The sequence below is a fragment of the Massilibacteroides sp. genome, assembly GCF_028705895.1.
GTDB lineage: Bacteria > Bacteroidota > Bacteroidia > Bacteroidales > Tannerellaceae > Massilibacteroides.
On sequence record NZ_JAQWCQ010000052.1, the window covers coordinates 1 to 16,933 of the forward strand.

Annotated in this window: 13 protein-coding genes; 4 read left to right on the plus strand and 9 right to left on the minus strand. The window is 38.4% G+C overall.

The annotated features are described in order from the left end of the window. Positions 1 to 171 precede the first annotated feature (171 nt). The gene (locus PHT93_RS12095; RefSeq protein WP_300243299.1) at positions 172 to 753 is read left to right on the plus strand and encodes a sigma-70 family RNA polymerase sigma factor; all 582 of its coding nucleotides are present in this window, start codon (positions 172 to 174) and stop codon (positions 751 to 753) included. Between the two features lie 72 nt (positions 754 to 825). Here PHT93_RS12095 and PHT93_RS12100 read toward each other — a convergent pair whose 3' ends face one another. The 3 genes from PHT93_RS12100 to PHT93_RS12110 form a co-directional block, all read right to left on the minus strand. After that, a complete protein-coding gene (locus PHT93_RS12100) occupies positions 826 to 2,718 on the minus strand; it encodes a RagB/SusD family nutrient uptake outer membrane protein (RefSeq protein WP_300243302.1) in 1,893 nt (630 codons plus the stop codon). 21 nt (positions 2,719 to 2,739) lie between these two features. After that, positions 2,740 to 6,207, minus strand: a complete 3,468-nt coding sequence (locus tag PHT93_RS12105) for a TonB-dependent receptor (protein ID WP_300243342.1) — start codon at positions 6,205 to 6,207, stop codon at positions 2,740 to 2,742. A 90-nt stretch (positions 6,208 to 6,297) separates the two neighbouring features. Then, positions 6,298 to 7,464: a FecR domain-containing protein gene (locus tag PHT93_RS12110; protein WP_300243304.1), complete on the minus strand. Its 1,167-nt coding sequence runs from the start codon at positions 7,462 to 7,464 to the stop codon at positions 6,298 to 6,300. Between the two features lie 586 nt (positions 7,465 to 8,050). On the opposite strand from PHT93_RS12110, the gene PHT93_RS12115 reads away from it, so the two are divergent. The 3 genes from PHT93_RS12115 to PHT93_RS12125 are packed head-to-tail and all read left to right on the plus strand — an operon-like array spanning position 8,051 to position 10,018. Then, the gene (locus PHT93_RS12115) at positions 8,051 to 9,169 is read left to right on the plus strand and encodes a DEAD/DEAH box helicase (RefSeq protein WP_300243307.1); all 1,119 of its coding nucleotides are present in this window, start codon (positions 8,051 to 8,053) and stop codon (positions 9,167 to 9,169) included. A 37-nt stretch (positions 9,170 to 9,206) separates the two neighbouring features. Continuing rightward, on the plus strand, positions 9,207 to 9,674 hold the full coding sequence (locus PHT93_RS12120) for a cold shock domain-containing protein (RefSeq protein ID WP_300243310.1): 468 nt from the start codon (positions 9,207 to 9,209) through the stop codon (positions 9,672 to 9,674). Positions 9,675 to 9,685: 11 nt separating this feature from the next. Further along, a complete protein-coding gene (locus PHT93_RS12125) occupies positions 9,686 to 10,018 on the plus strand; it encodes an RNA-binding protein (protein ID WP_300243313.1) in 333 nt (110 codons plus the stop codon). An 80-nt stretch (positions 10,019 to 10,098) separates the two neighbouring features. Here PHT93_RS12125 and ilvC read toward each other — a convergent pair whose 3' ends face one another. The 6 genes from ilvC to PHT93_RS12155 all read right to left on the minus strand — a co-directional run bounded on the left by ilvC (position 10,099) and on the right by PHT93_RS12155 (position 16,790). After that, a complete protein-coding gene (gene ilvC / locus PHT93_RS12130) occupies positions 10,099 to 11,145 on the minus strand; it encodes a ketol-acid reductoisomerase (RefSeq protein ID WP_300243315.1) in 1,047 nt (348 codons plus the stop codon). Positions 11,146 to 11,192: 47 nt separating this feature from the next. After that, the gene (locus PHT93_RS12135; protein ID WP_300243317.1) at positions 11,193 to 11,918 is read right to left on the minus strand and encodes an acyl-ACP thioesterase domain-containing protein; all 726 of its coding nucleotides are present in this window, start codon (positions 11,916 to 11,918) and stop codon (positions 11,193 to 11,195) included. A gap of 15 nt (positions 11,919 to 11,933) precedes the next feature. Next, positions 11,934 to 12,488 carry an acetolactate synthase small subunit gene (gene ilvN / locus PHT93_RS12140; protein WP_300243320.1) on the minus strand — a complete coding sequence of 185 codons (555 nt, stop codon included), beginning with the start codon at positions 12,486 to 12,488 and terminating at the stop codon, positions 11,934 to 11,936. A 12-nt stretch (positions 12,489 to 12,500) separates the two neighbouring features. Continuing rightward, positions 12,501 to 14,201, minus strand: a complete 1,701-nt coding sequence (gene ilvB / locus PHT93_RS12145; protein WP_300243323.1) for a biosynthetic-type acetolactate synthase large subunit — start codon at positions 14,199 to 14,201, stop codon at positions 12,501 to 12,503. Between the two features lie 20 nt (positions 14,202 to 14,221). Then, positions 14,222 to 16,051: a dihydroxy-acid dehydratase gene (ilvD, locus tag PHT93_RS12150; protein WP_300243325.1), complete on the minus strand. Its 1,830-nt coding sequence runs from the start codon at positions 16,049 to 16,051 to the stop codon at positions 14,222 to 14,224. Positions 16,052 to 16,415: 364 nt separating this feature from the next. Further along, positions 16,416 to 16,790 carry a helix-turn-helix transcriptional regulator gene (locus PHT93_RS12155; RefSeq protein WP_300243327.1) on the minus strand — a complete coding sequence of 125 codons (375 nt, stop codon included), beginning with the start codon at positions 16,788 to 16,790 and terminating at the stop codon, positions 16,416 to 16,418. Positions 16,791 to 16,933: the final 143 nt, after the last annotated feature.

Below are 16,933 nucleotides of genomic sequence, written 5' to 3' on the forward strand. Positions count from 1 at the left end.
TCTTTCCATAATTTTTTGTTTTTATTGTTACAACCTTAAAAGAACTAAAGTTTGTGGAATTACAAGAGGGAGTGGTCTTTATTTTTATTCGACGCGATTATAAATCACCTTTTTTATGTAAGTTTGTATAAAACAAATTTACAGCAATTAACAGTATAATTTGATAAGTATATGAACTTGAACAAGGATAAATCCCTAACTGATCCGAAGATTTTATATGAAGAAACAGTTAAGAGATTTTGGCCAAGATTGTTTAAGTTTTGTTGTATTTATATTGCTGATGAAGAGGCAGCCAAAGACATTACACAAGACGTATTCCTTTCCCTGTGGGAAAGTCAAAGAACATTGACAGATAATATGGAAATTACCCCCTATTTAATGGTTGCATGTCGTAACAGGTGCCTCAATTACATACGTAGCGAACAACGAAAAATTTCTTTTGATTCTGACATCACAAAAGAACAAATTTTACTAAAAATAAACAAATATGCATTAGAAGACTCTCCTTCTATTCTATTAGAGTCTTCTGATTTAAGAAAAACAATCAATGAAGCATTATCTATATTACGCCCAAGAACACAAGAGATATTTAATCTTCGATATTATGATGGATTTCAAATAAATGAAATCGCAAAAAAAACACAACTAACTAGAAAAGTCATCGAATACCATTTAAGTAAAGCAATTAATGAACTACAAAAGAAACTATCACCTAAAGATTTCTTACTTTTATTATTATTTATTTCAACATAAATCGATAATAAAAAGACCTCATATCATGTTTGTGATACAAGGTCTTCATTTTTAGATTAGCGAAAGATTATTTTACCAGCCTGGATTTTGAACTAATCCCGGTGTTCTTTTAAGTTCATCAGACATGATTGGGAACAAATAATGCTTTGGCGTTTCAAACACACGTCCATCATTTACAACAATACGTTCCATTCTGTATTTTTTGCCGTCAACTTCGATCTTTCCGTTAGGATCTTCAACAGGTTTCATACCATGTGACCAACGCTGTGTCTTCGCATAAGGCCAGGAATTAGCATCCTTATACACTTTTTCTTTTGCCAATTCTGTCTGATCATCAGCTTCCAAATAAAGACGAGTGTGCCAAATACGATGGTTCTCATAGAATAACTCAACCCTTCTTTCTCGTTGAATATAATCATTCATTATGGCTTTATCCGTTAATGCAACAGGAGGAATGGGGGCCATAAATGAACGAGCACGAATCTCATTCAACATATCATAGATTTCTTGATTCGGACCACTGGTTTCATTGACAGCCTCACAATAGATGTACATAATTTCCGGTAATCTCCAGATTGCAGGAGCATTGATTGTATGTCCGCCATCTCCTTTGTTCCACGCATCCTTATAAAATTTACGCATGTAATATCCAGTATGAGAGGCATTTTCCTGATAACTACCACTAACAGCATCATTTCCTTCAGCAGTATTTAATGCCTTATTATCATAGATAGATCCGTGATAACGTATATCACGATAAAAACGAGGGTCACGTTTTACACTTTCGTATGGGTTTCCGTCATCGTATCCATCAGCTTTTGCACGATCCCCATAAATTGGATAACCATAACCGTCAGATGCAATATATTCATATTCATCTACTTGCTCCTGAAGTGGTCTTTGACGAGCATGGCCACCTTGTGACGGAGGTAAAATATCGCCAGACCATCCGGTATCCTTGTCACGGGTTACGAACCATACCCACTCTTGCTGGATGGATTCCATGTCAAAAAACATATTCCACAAACGTTTTTGGACTTTACTATTGCTTGTATTTTTACCGTCTAAATCCCCAAAATCGGTAACTTCAGATTTTGTATATAACTTATATCTTGGACTTCCATCTTCAGCAACACAGTCAATAACAGCCTTAGATGCTTTTTTTGCGGCCTCCCAGCGATCAGCGCTATAGGTGTACTCTTCTTTGAATATACGAGTATCATCCGGAAAATTTCCTCCATTCCACATGGGTGTTGCAGCAATCCAACGAGCCATTGCTTTAAGGCCAAGACAAGCTCCCTTATCTACACGTCCAAAATCCTGTCCTCCGTAGGAGGCTTCTACTCTTTGATATGCAGAGTCAGCATCCTGACAAATTTTTTCTACCAAAGAGTGTGCAGATATCTTTTCGAAAGTCATTTCATCTTCCGGATTAACCAAGTAATCAAGATAGGGCGCTTCTCCATAAGCACGAAGAAGGAGAAAATGCAAATAACCTCTTAAGAAATAAGTTTCTCCAACACGTTTTGTGATATCTCCTTCACGACCCACTTGTGGATTATCCGGTGTGTTATATTTCTTCACTCCGTCTAATATAATATTCGCTTTACGTATTCTTGTGTATAAGTCCCACCAATACTGACCTACACTACTTCTATCCGGCATTCCTTGTGAGGGACCATAATTACCGATATGAAATTGGTGTGGGATGGAAGCTTCATGACTACTTGCACTACATTCATCAGTAATCGCTGACGCTGAAAAATGATTAAAAAACAACAACGGTTTATTTGACCCCTTTGCTTCAGCATACAAATCCGTCACAAGTTCATTCACTTTTTCGTAGCGCGTAAAAACCTCTTGCTCATTCACTTTGTCGTCCGGAGTTCTGTCCAAGAAATCCTCGCAAGAACAACAAATAGCACCGACAGCTACAAGAGCTATATAATTTCTTAAGTTTTTCATTTCTTTTTTCTATGATTAAGATTAATAAGTTATATCTACACCAAAATTGAATATACGTTGAATAGGATACCAAGCGCCATTTCCATTCTTGGTTTCCGGGTCAACATCCACATCACTTAGGTTATCAAATGTTAGTAAATTCATTCCCTGCACGTAAATACGAACATTCTGAAGTCCGGCAAAACGGATAGTTTGTTTAGGCAGAGAGTAGCCAATTTCAACATTTTTCACTCTGACATACGAAGCATCATACAAAAACAAACTACTATTCTCATTTTTATTGTTTTCATCTGTACCATATGTCAATCTCGGATAAGTAGCTATATCTTTAGTGGCTTCAGTCCAACGATTCAGATGCAAAGGTTTAACTTTACCTATTTGATCTTGCTCATAGGCAGGAAATGCCCATACTGCCGGACCATTCAATAACATGCTGGTATTTGTAGCACCTTGTAAAAGGACACTAAAGTCAAATCCTTTGTATTGGATTCCGAAAGGAATACCAAATTGTATTTCTGGAGTTCTCGGATGTCCCATACTCATCCGGTCATGTTCGTCATCAATTTTTCCATCTCCATCCAAATCCTTATAAACCACATCTCCGGGATACAGCTTACCCCAAGGTTGGAAACCGCTACCATCATTCATCGCATTAAGTTTGTCCGCTTCTGCCTGATCATAAACAAAATGGTCAAAAACATAAACAAAGTTCTCATCAATACGCCTACCCGTGTTTTGACGCCATTCGTTGTCATATGGAATTTCGTTCATAAACTTAATTTTATTACGTGCGAAAGTAAAATTCGGTTTAATATAATATCTAAAGTCACGCCCTATCTTACCAGACCAACCTACTTCAAAATCGATACCATAATTATCAACAACACCAGAATTTATAAATGGCGCATCTTTACCTACAACATCTGGAAAACCTAATTTATTACCATCCGACAGTTTTGTGATAATATCATAACGATGTTCATTAAAATAGTCAATTGAAAAAGTCAGTCGTTCATTTAATAAAGAAGCATCTAAACCAAGATTAAACTTCTTAGACTTCTCCCAAGTTAGATCCGGATTCGCAAAGTTTCCTTCTTTAAGACCAGTAAATTCAGAACCAAATTCATTTACGCCGAATCGGTATTTACTTCCTTCTGAATAAAACTGTAAATAAGCAAAACGATCACCATCTTCATTCGAAATCTTATCACTCCCTACAAGACCATAAGACGAACGAATTTTCAGGTTATCAAGCCAATCTGATGTTCCTTGCATAAATGATTCGCGTGAAATAACCCATCCCACAGATGCGGCCGGGAAAGTTCCATAACGTTTTCCTGGAGCAAAGTTTTCCGAACCATTATATCCAATATTAAATTCAGCCAAGTATTTATTGGCATAAGCATAGGTTGCACGAGCAGTCATCCCCTGATACCTATATTCGACCCTATTATCATATGATCTAGCAGAACGGTTAAAAAGAACAAGTCCCGACACATCATGATCGCCAAATGAATGCAGATAATCCAATTTCAGCTGATAGTAAGTTTTACTTTCTGCAGCATTATGACTCAGTCCATTTCCAATCGTTTCATCCGTACTATACCAAGGATTCCCTAATTTATATTCTCCATCATAACTACCGTTTTCCATATAGAAAGCGCCGTTATTACCTTCAGAAGGTTGGAATGTAGCATATCTCCCATATGCAGCATAACCATCTGAACGAGTATCTAGCTGACGTTTGATCCAACGACCTTCATCTGCGTCATAGGAAAATACCCCCTCAATCTTCAGCCCTTCCGTGATAAAATCTAATTTATGTCCAAGAGCAAAAGTCCCGTTTAAAGAAGTTTTCTTCTCATTCAAGAACCCAGTTCTTGACAATTCCCCAAGAATATTAAACCGATGTAATGGATCACCGTAAAGCATTCCATATGGGTTATTCAATACATAAGTTTCATTGTCCGTATTTCCATTATCAGGTAAAGTAATCGGAAGATAGGGAGGTTGTGTATTTGCAATCGCAACTACTCGTGAAGCTGTAGTACCCGGAGCGTTACGATCCGTGATACGGGCACCCAAATCCACCCTTACATAGAAATCTTTTGTTATATCTACGTCCACGTTAGCTCGGAAGTTATAACGTTTGAATACGGCCTGCGTATCATATTGAGTCAGATTGGTATGTTTGTAGTTTCCGCTTTGCTCAAAATAGTTACCCATAACATAATAACGAGCTCTATCGGATCCTCCTCGTACAGAGAAACTATAATCCTGCTGCATACCTGGCTTAAAAGCGTAATCAAAATAGTCCCAGTTATATCCTAATCCATCCGAGTTATCACCCTTTGCGTTCCTGAAATTTTCAATTGCTTGTTGTGAAAATAATGTTAATGAAGAAGGATCTGCTCCCGGATTACTATTAATTAAAGCTTCATTATATAATGTAGCATAATCTGCAGAACCAAGATAGGTTGGGAATTTCACCGGATTATTAGTCCCAACTGATGCTTTAAAGTTTACCGTTGCTTTTTCTGAAGCTTTCCCCCTTTTAGTTTGTATAATGATTACCCCATTGGCTCCACGTACACCATAAGGAGCAGTTGCAGAAGCATCTTTTAAAATTGTAAAAGTTTCAATTTCTTCAGGTGCCAAATAGCTCATATCACGCTCAACTCCATCCACTATAACTATCGGAGATTTATCCCCATAAGTACCAAGACCACGAACACGAACTTCTGCAGCATCTACACCCGGCTCACCACCACTGAACTGGTTCACCATCAAACCCGGCATACGACCAGCCAAAGCATTGTTCAGATTGGCAGTTGGACTTTGCTTCAGGTCCTTAGTCGTAATCGTAGAAATAGATCCCGTAATTGTCGCTTTTTTCTGTGTTGTATAACCGACAACCACAACTTCTTCCAATGCCTTACTATCTTCTACGAGCGTTACATTCAGGATATTTTTCCCCTGAAGCGGAATCTCTTTAGGCTGAAACCCCACATAGGAAAAGATTAGAGTTGCATCTGCATAAGGTACTTCAAGAGTATAATTCCCATCAATATCTGATACAGTTCCTGTTGAGTTTCCTTTTACTAACACATTAACACCAATCAAAGGATCTCCCAAATTATCAATAATTTTTCCGGTAATTTTTTTGACATTTTGTTGGGGACTGGAATAGCTGTTTCCCTTTTTCTCAGATGGAAACAAAACAACCTGATTGTTTTCAATCCGATAATCACAATTCTGATTTTTCAACAAAACAGACAGAATATCCTCTAATGATTGATTTTTGGATTCAAATGTCACCTTTACATTTCCATCAATTATATTGTCGGAATACAAAATACTAACACCCGTTTGTTTGCTTATCTGTTCAAAAACCTTATTCATAGGCATTTCTTTAACAGACAAACTAATTTGTGATTTTAGAATATTAGCTCTTGCTGAGAGAGCAACGACAAGTAAAAAAATCATCATAAAGATTTTCCCGCAACGTCTCCTTCTGAGAGAAGAGACAAAATCATTTGGTTTCTTTAATTTCATTAGACTGAAGTTTATATATTATTATTAATTGGGTAAAATCGTAAATAGGGATCGAACCTTTTGTTTCTCTTCCGGCACCAATGTTGAGAGAAGAAATGTCATTGTTTCTTCCACAGAGTCTTGTAAGTTCAATTCTCCTGAAACGAATCTGTTTGCACATTCTGGATCAGTAAGTTCAATTTTGACATTATATACTTTTTCCAATTTTTGGATTGCTCTGAACATTGGTTCTTTCTTGAACTTCAACTTTCCGTCAATCCAGGATATATAGTTGCTTACATCCACTTCTTCTATGGATTCTTCCTGAGTCGATGGGATATAATAATAGCGTTGATTTTGGGTTAATTTTATTTTTTCTTCTTTTGTATTCAGGGCGATAGAACCATTCACCAAAACCGTTTCAAAGAAATCATGTTCTTCATCTACGGACACATTAAAGATTGTTCCAAGTACTTCAACTGGTTTAATCGTTGTTTGTACGATAAACTTCCGCTCCGGATCTCGCTTTACTTCAAAATAGGCTTCTCCATCTAAATAAACTTCTCTTTTATTGTCGGCAAATACCGATGGATATATTAAAGTGGAGCCTGAGTTCAGGTAAATCGTTGTGCTATCTTCCAGTAGTAAGATCATTCGTTTACCGTAGGGAACACGCACGGTGTTGAGAGCCAAAGTGGCTTCTTCAATATTTAGCGTATCGTTAATAGTAACTCCGGCTATACCCGTATGATTTAGTCTGGCTATTGAATCATCTAAAGTAATAATCCTGTTTTCAGCTTTTTTTGTTTTTTCCAAAGGATTAATCGTTATGGTTATGTCATCGCCCTGAGGGAGATTAGTCATAATTGAATGATAATCAATTGAATTATCTTCAGGCATCAACCATATCCAAACCCCTAAACTAAGCAGAATAACACAAGCAGCAGCAACGGCATTTTTCCACCATCTCATCGTATTTTTCTTAAAAGGAGAGTTCGCCTTTATACTATTATTCAATATTATTTTTATTTGTTCAGGATCAGTATATTCGGTGGTTTCAAGTTGAATCATTGTCCATACGGAATGAACCGTACTAAAATACCGTCTATTCTCTTCAGAAGCTTCAATCCATTCCAGCAATTCTAAAGCTTCATCTTTTGTAGTTTTCTTATCCAGAAAACGAATAATCAAGTCATCTATCTTTGTTTCCATTGTTAGAAGAACACAGCAGATTCAAAAATCCCTAAATTGTTACATTATTTAACTTATTTATATTTATTTTCGCAGTCACATCGTACTTTTTATCCCGAATTTGTAGGGAATATCCGCACGTTTCCGGAGATGTATTTTCAGAGATAGTATAAATAAAAAATTATAAAGGATATTTTTGCAATTATGTCCTTTATTTTTGCAAAAATATCCTTTATATTTTTACGCCGTTTTTTATATTGATTTTCAACAATAATAAAACGCCGTTTTTTGACAGGAATAATGATGCAAAAAGACCCTGATGTATTTGCTAACAACTGTTAAACACAGAAACCATGTGTAGGTAGTCAGTTTCTTTCTGTCATGATTAAATATATATAGAGAGAGAGTTCTATTCATTAAAGAAGTAGATTTCATGTGGGATCATTAAAAACTCGAATTAAATATTTATCTTTGTACCTAAAGACAAGCAAGTTATTTTTGTTCTTCTCTCAATTGTAATCTTCCCGTACTAAAATATACCGGATCATTCCATCTTGAAACAGACCTTCAAAACTTCTTTGTTCTACTGAAGTATTAAATCATAAAGATGACATTTAAAGAATTAGAAATTATTGAGCCTATCTTAAAGGCTCTTGAAGAAAAAGGGTATGAAACTCCTACCCCAATTCAGACGAAAGCAATCCCAACTGTTCTTAACAATAAGGATATTGTGGGTTTAGCTCAAACCGGAACCGGCAAAACTGCCGCTTTTGCGATTCCTATTTTACAGCAATTAGCAGCAAAAAAAGAAGTAAGTTCAAAATCTAAAATAAAAGCATTGGTATTAACTCCTACACGCGAATTAGCAATACAGATCAATGATTGCTTCGGGGAATACGGAAGATATACCGGATTAAGACATTGTGTAATATTTGGAGGTGTTAAACAAAAACAACAAACGGATCAGTTACAACGTGGAGTGGACATACTGATAGCTACTCCAGGCAGGTTATTGGATCTAATGAATCAGGGGTTCATTAGATTAGATAATATTTCGCATTTTGTTCTCGATGAAGCGGATCGCATGTTGGATATGGGTTTTATTCATGATATAAAACGAATTTTGCCTAAGCTGCCTAAAAAGAAACAAACGCTTTTATTCTCGGCAACTATGCCATCTGCAATTGCCACTCTCTCGCGTTCGTTTCAAAACAATCCGGTTCGTATTGAGGTAAATCCGGAATCATCTACAGTTGATACCGTAAGTCAATACCTGTATTATGTAGAGAAACAGGAAAAGAAAGGCTTATTAGTTGAACTACTAAAAAAAGAACAGACGCAAACGATTCTGGTCTTTTCTAAGACTAAATACGGGGCGGACAAGATTGCAAAAAATCTATGTAAGGCAGGAATATCCAGTGAGGCTATTCATGGGAATAAGTCGCAGAATAGTCGTCAAAGGGCGTTAGGCAATTTCAAATCAGGGAAAACGCGAGTGTTGATTGCAACGGATATTGCTGCAAGAGGGATAGATATAGATATTCTGGAGTTAGTTATTAATTATGATCTTCCGGATGTACCGGAAACATACGTACACAGAATAGGACGTACGGGAAGAGCGGGAAGAAAGGGCAAAGCTCTTAGCTTTTGTTCCAAGGAGGAACAAGGTCAACTTCGCGATATACAGAAGCTAACGGGAAGGAAACTCAATATTCTTTCTGCCTGAATAGACGAACAAAAATGTATTAACAAAATAAATAAGCATGGGGAGACCATTATCAAACAGTAAAAGAGACAACGAAAAAAAGAAACAGAGCAAACGCTTAGAGAAACAAAAGCGTAAAGAAGAAAGAAAGGAAAACAATAACAAGGGGGCTTCTCTTGAAGAAATGTTTGCCTATGTGGATGAGAATGGAGTAATCAGAGATACTCCACCGGAAATCACGATTAAGGAAAAAATAAACCCGGAAGATATCAAGATATCAACTCCCAAAAAGGAAATTTCGGATGGACCGGAAATTTATAGAGGTAGAGTTGAGCATTTCAATGATACAAAAGGTTATGGATTTATAAAAGATTTAGATAGCGTGAAAAAGTATTTTTTCCATATCAGCGCTGCTCCTGCAAATATCAAAGAAGGGGATAGGGTTACGTTTGAGTTAGAAAGAGGCACACGGGATTTAAATGCTGTCAATATACAATTTGAGGATACAAAGTCCTCTCCACTTTAATAAAAAAAAGAATGAACATTTACATTTCAAATCTAAACTACAGCATTACAGATGCTGATTTAGGCGATTTATTTGCTGAGTACGGTGAAGTTACTTCAAGCAAAGTAATTACAGACCGGGAAACCGGAAGATCAAGAGGTTTTGGTTTTGTTGATATGCCTAATGACGCTGAAGGTCAAAAAGCAATTGACGAATTGAACGGTGCTGAATACGAAGGAAAAACCATCGCAATAAGCGTTGCAAAACCACGTGAAGAAAGAGGAGGATTCAACAGAAACCGCGGCGGTGGCGGCGGATTCAACAGAGGTGGTGGTAACGGAGGTTACAACTCAAGAAGATATTAATTCCACTCACAAAAAAAAGCCGTGAAGTAGTTTTCCAACTATTCTCACGGCTTTTTTTATGGGTAAGCCCAAAGAAATATTTAGTTATTTTCAGGACGTAATTTACGGACAACAGCACCAGAACGCCACATTTCACTTTCGCGAAGTGCCGTTAGCTCTGCTTCTAATTTTTCACGGTAGTCCGGTTTGCTGTTTGTATCAATTGAACGCTGAGCTTCGTTACCGCAGGCTACTTCTTTATATAGCTTTTCAAATACCGGTTTAGTTGCATCGTGGAAAGGAGTCATCCAGTCTAATGCTCCACGTTGAGCTGTAGTTGAACAGTTAGCATACATCCAATCCATTCCATTTTCTGCAAACAAAGGCATCAATGATTGAGTAAGTTCTTCTACTGTTTCATTAAATGCTTCTGATGGAGAGTGCCCATTTTCGCGAAGCACTTCGTATTGCGCTAAAAGAAGTCCCTGAATAGCTCCCATCAACGTACCGCGTTCACCGGTAAGGTCTGAATATACTTCTTTCTTAAAGGTTGTTTCAAATAAATAACCCGAACCAACGCCTATACCTAATGCAACAACACGTTCTTTAGCACGACCTGTGGCATCCTGGAAGATTGCATAACTTGAGTTCAGACCGCGACCTTGAAGGAACATACGGCGAAGACTTGTTCCCGATCCTTTAGGAGCAACCAAAATAACATCTACATCAGCAGGAGGTATAATATTTGTACGTTCTTTGTATGTGATACCGAATCCATGAGAGAAATACAATGCTTTACCGGGAGTCAGATACTTTTTAATACGTGGCCAAACCTCAATCTGAGCAGCATCTGAAAGCAGATATTGAATAATCGTTGCCTTTTCACAAGCTTCTTCGATTTCGAAAAGGGTTTCACCAGGTACCCAGCCGTCAGCAACAGCCTTGTCCCAAGTCTTTCCACCTTTACGTTGACCTACGATTACGTTGAAACCATTATCACGTAAGTTAAGACTCTGTCCAGGTCCTTGCACCCCGTAACCGAGGATTGCAATGGTTTCGTTTTTCAATACTTCTCTTGCTTTTTCCAAAGGAAACTCTTCGCGGGTAACAACATTTTCTTCTACACCGCCAAAATTCATTATTGCCATTTTCTTTTATTTTATTAATGGATTAAAAACTATATTTTATTTCTTTATTATTTCCAGTTCACTGCCGCACGGCAGATTGCTTTACCTTCGTGACAAATAGCCATCGCATATTGATCCGTATCTATCGGTTCTGAATGAAGGGTTAATTCCATACCATAACGTCCCTCCGCGAGATAGGATATTTCAAAGCGTCGGACTTCCTTTTCTTCAAACATACGGATATTGAACATATCTAACAGATGTTCCATGTATTTGATACTATTCAAATGTCCGTTAATATCCAGATCACTATATTTTACAATAAAAGAAGTACCTTCGACTTCACTCTCAACAGGTTTTATCTTACCCGGCTTTTCTATCGGACAAAGACGATCACTGACATAGGTGCTTAAACCCTCAACATCCAAAGGAGTAGGACGTCTCGTTTCCAAATCAATTGCAGCCCAAATCGAACGGGCATATCCAAAAGGGTTACCTTCACCGTTTTGTAATTCAAAACAACGTTCGGTAAAGAGTCTGCCGACCTCTCCTACCCAAGTATATAAGGTAATCGGTTCAGACAACTTCGGATAATCCGTCATTTCGATTGCGATACGTGACAAGACCCAAGCTGTATGCTTTTCGGTCATATCAGTATAACCAAACCCTCTTTCTGAAGCATGCGATGACGCAGCATGTAATAAGTAGTTCCCAATCATCGGGATAGTGACCCGTCCTCTGAAATCCAGCAAATAGGATTCTGTAACAAAATGAAATACGCCTTCTTTTATCATGGTATTTTTATTGTTTCAGGAACGCTTCTTTTCGAGTTTGTTTTCCATTTCGGCCAACATATCACTCAAACGTTCCACTTTACTTTTCGTTATTGCAACACGTCCGGAACGAATGAATTGCAATACGCCTATCGTACTACTCAACTCCTTAAACAGAGCTTGTGTTTCTTCGTAATGTCCACTTTTTTGAATGACCACACATGATTCGTTCATCTCCAGAACACGAGCATTGTATTTTCGTATCAATTCTTCTACTGCTCCCATTTTCAGGAACAGTTCTGTGCTAAGCTTGTACAATGCAATTTCTTGAAAAACCAAATCCTCATCCGTATTATAGTAGGCTTTCAGAATATCTACGCGTTTATCTATTTGTTTCACAACCTTATCCATGATGTCTTCTGTAGAAAAAGTGGTGATAGTAAACTTGTGTATTCCCTCAATCGCGGAAGGAGAAACAGACAGTGTTTCAATATTCAGCTGACGTCTTGTAAAAACAATAGCTATCTGATTCAAGAGTCCTACCGTATTCTCGGAGAAGATAATAACTGTATATAATTTTTTTGTTGACATATGCTTTCCTCCTTAATTATCTCCCATTATTATATTCGTCACCGTTGTTCCCGCCGGAATCATTGGATAAACCATACCGCATGTCTCAACCGTAGCAACTAACAGATAGGCCCCGTCATGATTCAACATCTCCTGAATTGCCCCATCTAATTCTTCACGTTTATCAACTACACGACCTGCTATATTATAAGCCTTAGCTATGGCTACAAAATCAGGATTCTCCATGACTGTTTCCGAATAGCGTTCATTAAAGAAAAGCTCCTGCCATTGACGAACCATCCCCAAGAAATTATTATTCAAAACAATGATCTTTACATTTGTTTTCTCCTGCATGATTGTTCCCAATTCCTGGATTGTCATTTGAAAACCACCATCGCCCAGAAAGCAACAAACGGTTCTGTCCGGCGCACCGATCTTTGCTCCTATTGCTGCAGGCAGACCAAAGCCCATAGTTCCCAATCCGCCAGAAGTAACCACACTACGGGTGCGTTTATACTTGAAGTACCGAACCCCCATCATCTGATTCTGACCAACGTCTGTTACTAAGATACCATCATGCCCCGATGCTTCGGATACTTTGTTGATCACTTCACCCATTTTCAGTTGACCGGATTTCGGATAAAGCTCTTTTTGGATCACTTTCTGATTCTCTTCCTCCTCGTCCGGTTTAAAGGTTGCAATCCAATCTGTATGTTTAGCCGGTTTTAATAAAGCGGTCACTGCAGCTAATGTTTCTTTTGCATCACCGTGTACAGGCACCGTTGTAGGAACGTTCTTCCCGATCTCTGCCAAATCAATGTCAAAATGGATTATTTTCGCTTGTTTAGCGTATGTCTTTAAATCTCCGGTAACCCGGTCGTCAAAACGCATTCCGATACCAATCAGTAAATCACATTCATTCGTCTTGCGGTTTGGTCCGGCATTTCCGTGCATTCCCAGCATTCCTTTATTCAATGGATGATCAGAGGAGACTGCGGAAAGTCCAAGTATCGTCGATCCAAAGGGTATATCCGCTTTTTCAAGAAAAGCGACCAACTCTTTTTCCGCATTACTTAGAATAACACCCTGCCCCACAAGCGCCAAAGGTTTCTTTGCCTGATTGATGAGTTCAGCAGCTGCAGCTACAGAATCAGCATTCACATCCGGTAGTGGTTGATAACTACGAATATAATTTACCTTATTATACTCATATTCTATTTTGTTGATCTGCGCGTCTTTTGCAATATCAATAACAACAGGTCCGGGACGTCCGGAAGAAGCAATATAGAAAGCTCTTGAAATAGCCCAAGCTATATCTTCGGCACGACGTACCTGATATGCCCACTTCGTAATCGGTAATGTAATACCAATCACATCTATTTCCTGAAAAGCATCCGATCCCAATAAGGGGGAAGCTACTTGACCCGAGATAACGACAAGTGGCGTACTATCCATTAAGGCATCAGCAATACCGGTTATTGCATTTGTTGCAGCCGGCCCTGAAGTAACCATTGCCACTCCAACCTTACCTGATACGCGTGCATACCCTTGAGCTGCGTGCGTAGCACCTTGTTCGTGACGGACAAGAATATGTCTGATTCTATCTCTGTAGTCATATAAACAATCGTAAACGGGCATGATCGCCCCACCCGGATAACCGAATATAGTATCCACACCTTCCGCCACTAACGTTTTCATCAAGGCTTCCGAACCGGTAATCTTCTGTTTCTCCATATCAAATCACTTTTATTTAATCAAATAATACGAACTGCCCCTTTATCGGCAGATGATACCATCTTTGCGTACGCTTGCAGGGCTTTTGACACTTTACGTTCACGCATCGGAGGAGTAAAGGCTTTCTGTCCTTTCTCTTCTTCTTCCGCACGACGTTCAGCCAGTTGGGCGTCGCTTAATTTCACATTTATACTACGTTCCGGAATATTTATTTCAATAATATCTCCGGTTCTAACCAATCCAATAGCACCTCCTGCAGCAGCTTCAGGGGAAATATGTCCGATAGAAAGTCCGGATGTACCTCCTGAGAAACGTCCATCAGTGATCAAAGCGCATTCTTTACCAAGATGCCGGGATTTAATATATGAGGTCGGATAAAGCATTTCCTGCATGCCCGGCCCCCCTTTAGGCCCTTCATAAGTTATAACGACAACATCTCCGGCAACTACATCACCACGTAGTATTCCGTTACAAGCGGCATCTTGCGAATCAAAAACGACTGCACGGCCTGTAAACTTTAATATCTTTTCATCCACTCCGGCAGTCTTCACTACACAACCATCCTGAGCGATATTTCCTTTTAATATGGCCAATCCACCATCTTTCGTATAGGCGTACTCAACACTACGGATACAGCCATGTTCTCTATCTTCATCGACCGTATCATAATAAGCCTCCTGAGAGCCCATAACAATATTAAACTTATTTCCCGGAGCAGATCTGTATAACTTAAGAGCATCTTCGAACACATCTTTACTTGTTATAGCATAACGCTCGATAACTTCAGCCAAAGTATAGCCATCAGCACGTTTAACCGAAGCATCAACTAAGCCGGCCTTTGCTAATTCTCCCATTATCGAAATAATACCTCCGGCACGATTTACATCCTGTATATAATATTTATTTGAGTTTGGAGCCACTTTACACAAACAAGGCGTCTTACGAGAAAGTTTATCCATGTCGTCCATCGTAAAGTCCACTTCCGCTTCATGCGCAATAGCCAAAAGATGAAGCACCGTATTCGTAGAACCGCCCATCGCTATATCTAAAGCCATAGCGTTAGTAAACGCAGTCTTTGTCGCAATCGAACGTGGCAACACACTATCATCACCATCACGATAGTATTTATAGGCATTTTTAACAATCAAGGCTGCTGCATCTTTAAATAGACATAAGCGGTTGGCATGTGTAGCAAGCACCGTTCCATTACCCGGAAGAGCCAGACCAATCGCTTCATTGAGACAGTTCATCGAATTAGCCGTAAACATACCTGAACATGAGCCACAGGTAGGGCAAGCAGAACGTTCCACGGTTCTCACTTGTTCGTCAGAGACATTATCATCTGCTGCTTGTACCATCGCATCAATCAAATCCAGATGTTTTCCACCCGCATTTCCCGCTTCCATAGGACCACCAGATACAAAAACCGCCGGGATATTCAATCTCATGGCAGCCATGAGCATTCCCGGCGTTATCTTATCACAATTGCTGATACATATCATTGCATCCGCTTTATGTGCATTTACCATATATTCTACGCTATCCGCGATGATATCTCGTGAAGGCAACGAGTACAACATACCATCATGCCCCATAGCAATACCATCATCAATTGCTATTGTGTTAAACTCAGCAGCAAAACAGCCTAATTTTTCGATCTCGTCCTTAACTAATTGTCCGATATGGTGCAAATGCACGTGACCGGGGACAAACTGTGTAAACGAATTCACAATCGCTATTATTGGTTTTCCCAACTGTTCCTCCTTCATGCCGTTGGCACGCCAGAGTGCACGCGCTCCCGCCATCCGGCGGCCTTGCGTACTAAACGAACTTCTCAACGAATCTTTCATTATCTCTTATTTCTACCTATTAGTTTATTAGTCCGCAACAAGTGATATAAACAAAAAAGCCCTTCTCCTATTTGAGAAAGGCTTTAAGAATATCTTAATACACATACAACATCTTACACACCTTTCTCCCTTACCTGCTAATGACTAGAAGGACCACCACGAGAATAATGCTATGTAAAATACTGCTGATCATTATTTCAAATTCAATTTTCACTTGTTTGATGATGCAAATGTAGTATAATAATTTACACCTCCAAAGCAAATTAAAAGAAAAAAGCAGTGGAATCTTTCAAATCTCAACTAATTGAGATTTGCGAGTTTCATATTTACATCTTCTGAGAAAAGATTTAGAAGAAAAAAAGGATTAATTTATTCTTTGATTTTTACGTATTTCTCTGGGAGTCTTCCCTAAGAGGCTTTTACAAAAGTTATTGAAATGCGAAGGGGAGGAAAAACCTAAATCAAGACTTATTTCTTTAAATTGTTTTGAAGTCTTTGTTATTTCATATAAAATTTCCATAGATAATTTCTGTTTCAGCCATTTTGAGGCGGATATTCCAAAAGTACGGCGAAATTTCTTTTCAAATCCCGACAAACTATAAAAGGATAAGTCGGCAAGTTCTTGTACATTTCTCACTTTTCGGTAGTTGCTATATATAAAATCTGAAAAAAGATAGTCTTTATCCAAAGATAAATAACCACAAACGAAGAGAAGGACAATAGATAAGTAATTTTTCATCTTCATATTTATTATATTTACTATTGTTGCTACAATAATTTATATCGAACTAAGTGATAAATAGAAATATAGAATCAACACAATTGTTGAGTTTATAAAACGGTCAATAATTTATTTTGCAAAAATAGAAATGCAAAAACAAA

Bases quoted from the DNA above. Each gene is read 5' to 3' on its own strand.
- PHT93_RS12100 (WP_300243302.1), bottom strand. From the start codon at position 2,718: ATGAAAAACTTAAGAAATTATATAGCTCTTGTAGCTGTCGGTGCTATT.
- ilvD (WP_300243325.1), bottom strand. From the start codon at position 16,051: ATGAAAGATTCGTTGAGAAGTTCGTTTAGTACGCAAGGCCGCCGGATG.
- PHT93_RS12120 (WP_300243310.1), top strand. From the start codon at position 9,207: ATGGGGAGACCATTATCAAACAGTAAAAGAGACAACGAAAAAAAGAAA.
- PHT93_RS12155 (WP_300243327.1), bottom strand. From the start codon at position 16,790: ATGAAAAATTACTTATCTATTGTCCTTCTCTTCGTTTGTGGTTATTTA.
- PHT93_RS12125 (WP_300243313.1), top strand. From the start codon at position 9,686: ATGAACATTTACATTTCAAATCTAAACTACAGCATTACAGATGCTGAT.
- PHT93_RS12135 (WP_300243317.1), bottom strand. From the start codon at position 11,918: ATGATAAAAGAAGGCGTATTTCATTTTGTTACAGAATCCTATTTGCTG.
- PHT93_RS12115 (WP_300243307.1), top strand. From the start codon at position 8,051: ATGACATTTAAAGAATTAGAAATTATTGAGCCTATCTTAAAGGCTCTT.
- PHT93_RS12095 (WP_300243299.1), top strand. From the start codon at position 172: ATGAACTTGAACAAGGATAAATCCCTAACTGATCCGAAGATTTTATAT.
- PHT93_RS12105 (WP_300243342.1), bottom strand. From the start codon at position 6,207: ATGATGATTTTTTTACTTGTCGTTGCTCTCTCAGCAAGAGCTAATATT.
- ilvC (WP_300243315.1), bottom strand. From the start codon at position 11,145: ATGGCAATAATGAATTTTGGCGGTGTAGAAGAAAATGTTGTTACCCGC.
- PHT93_RS12110 (WP_300243304.1), bottom strand. From the start codon at position 7,464: ATGGAAACAAAGATAGATGACTTGATTATTCGTTTTCTGGATAAGAAA.
- ilvB (WP_300243323.1), bottom strand. From the start codon at position 14,201: ATGGAGAAACAGAAGATTACCGGTTCGGAAGCCTTGATGAAAACGTTA.
- ilvN (WP_300243320.1), bottom strand. From the start codon at position 12,488: ATGTCAACAAAAAAATTATATACAGTTATTATCTTCTCCGAGAATACG.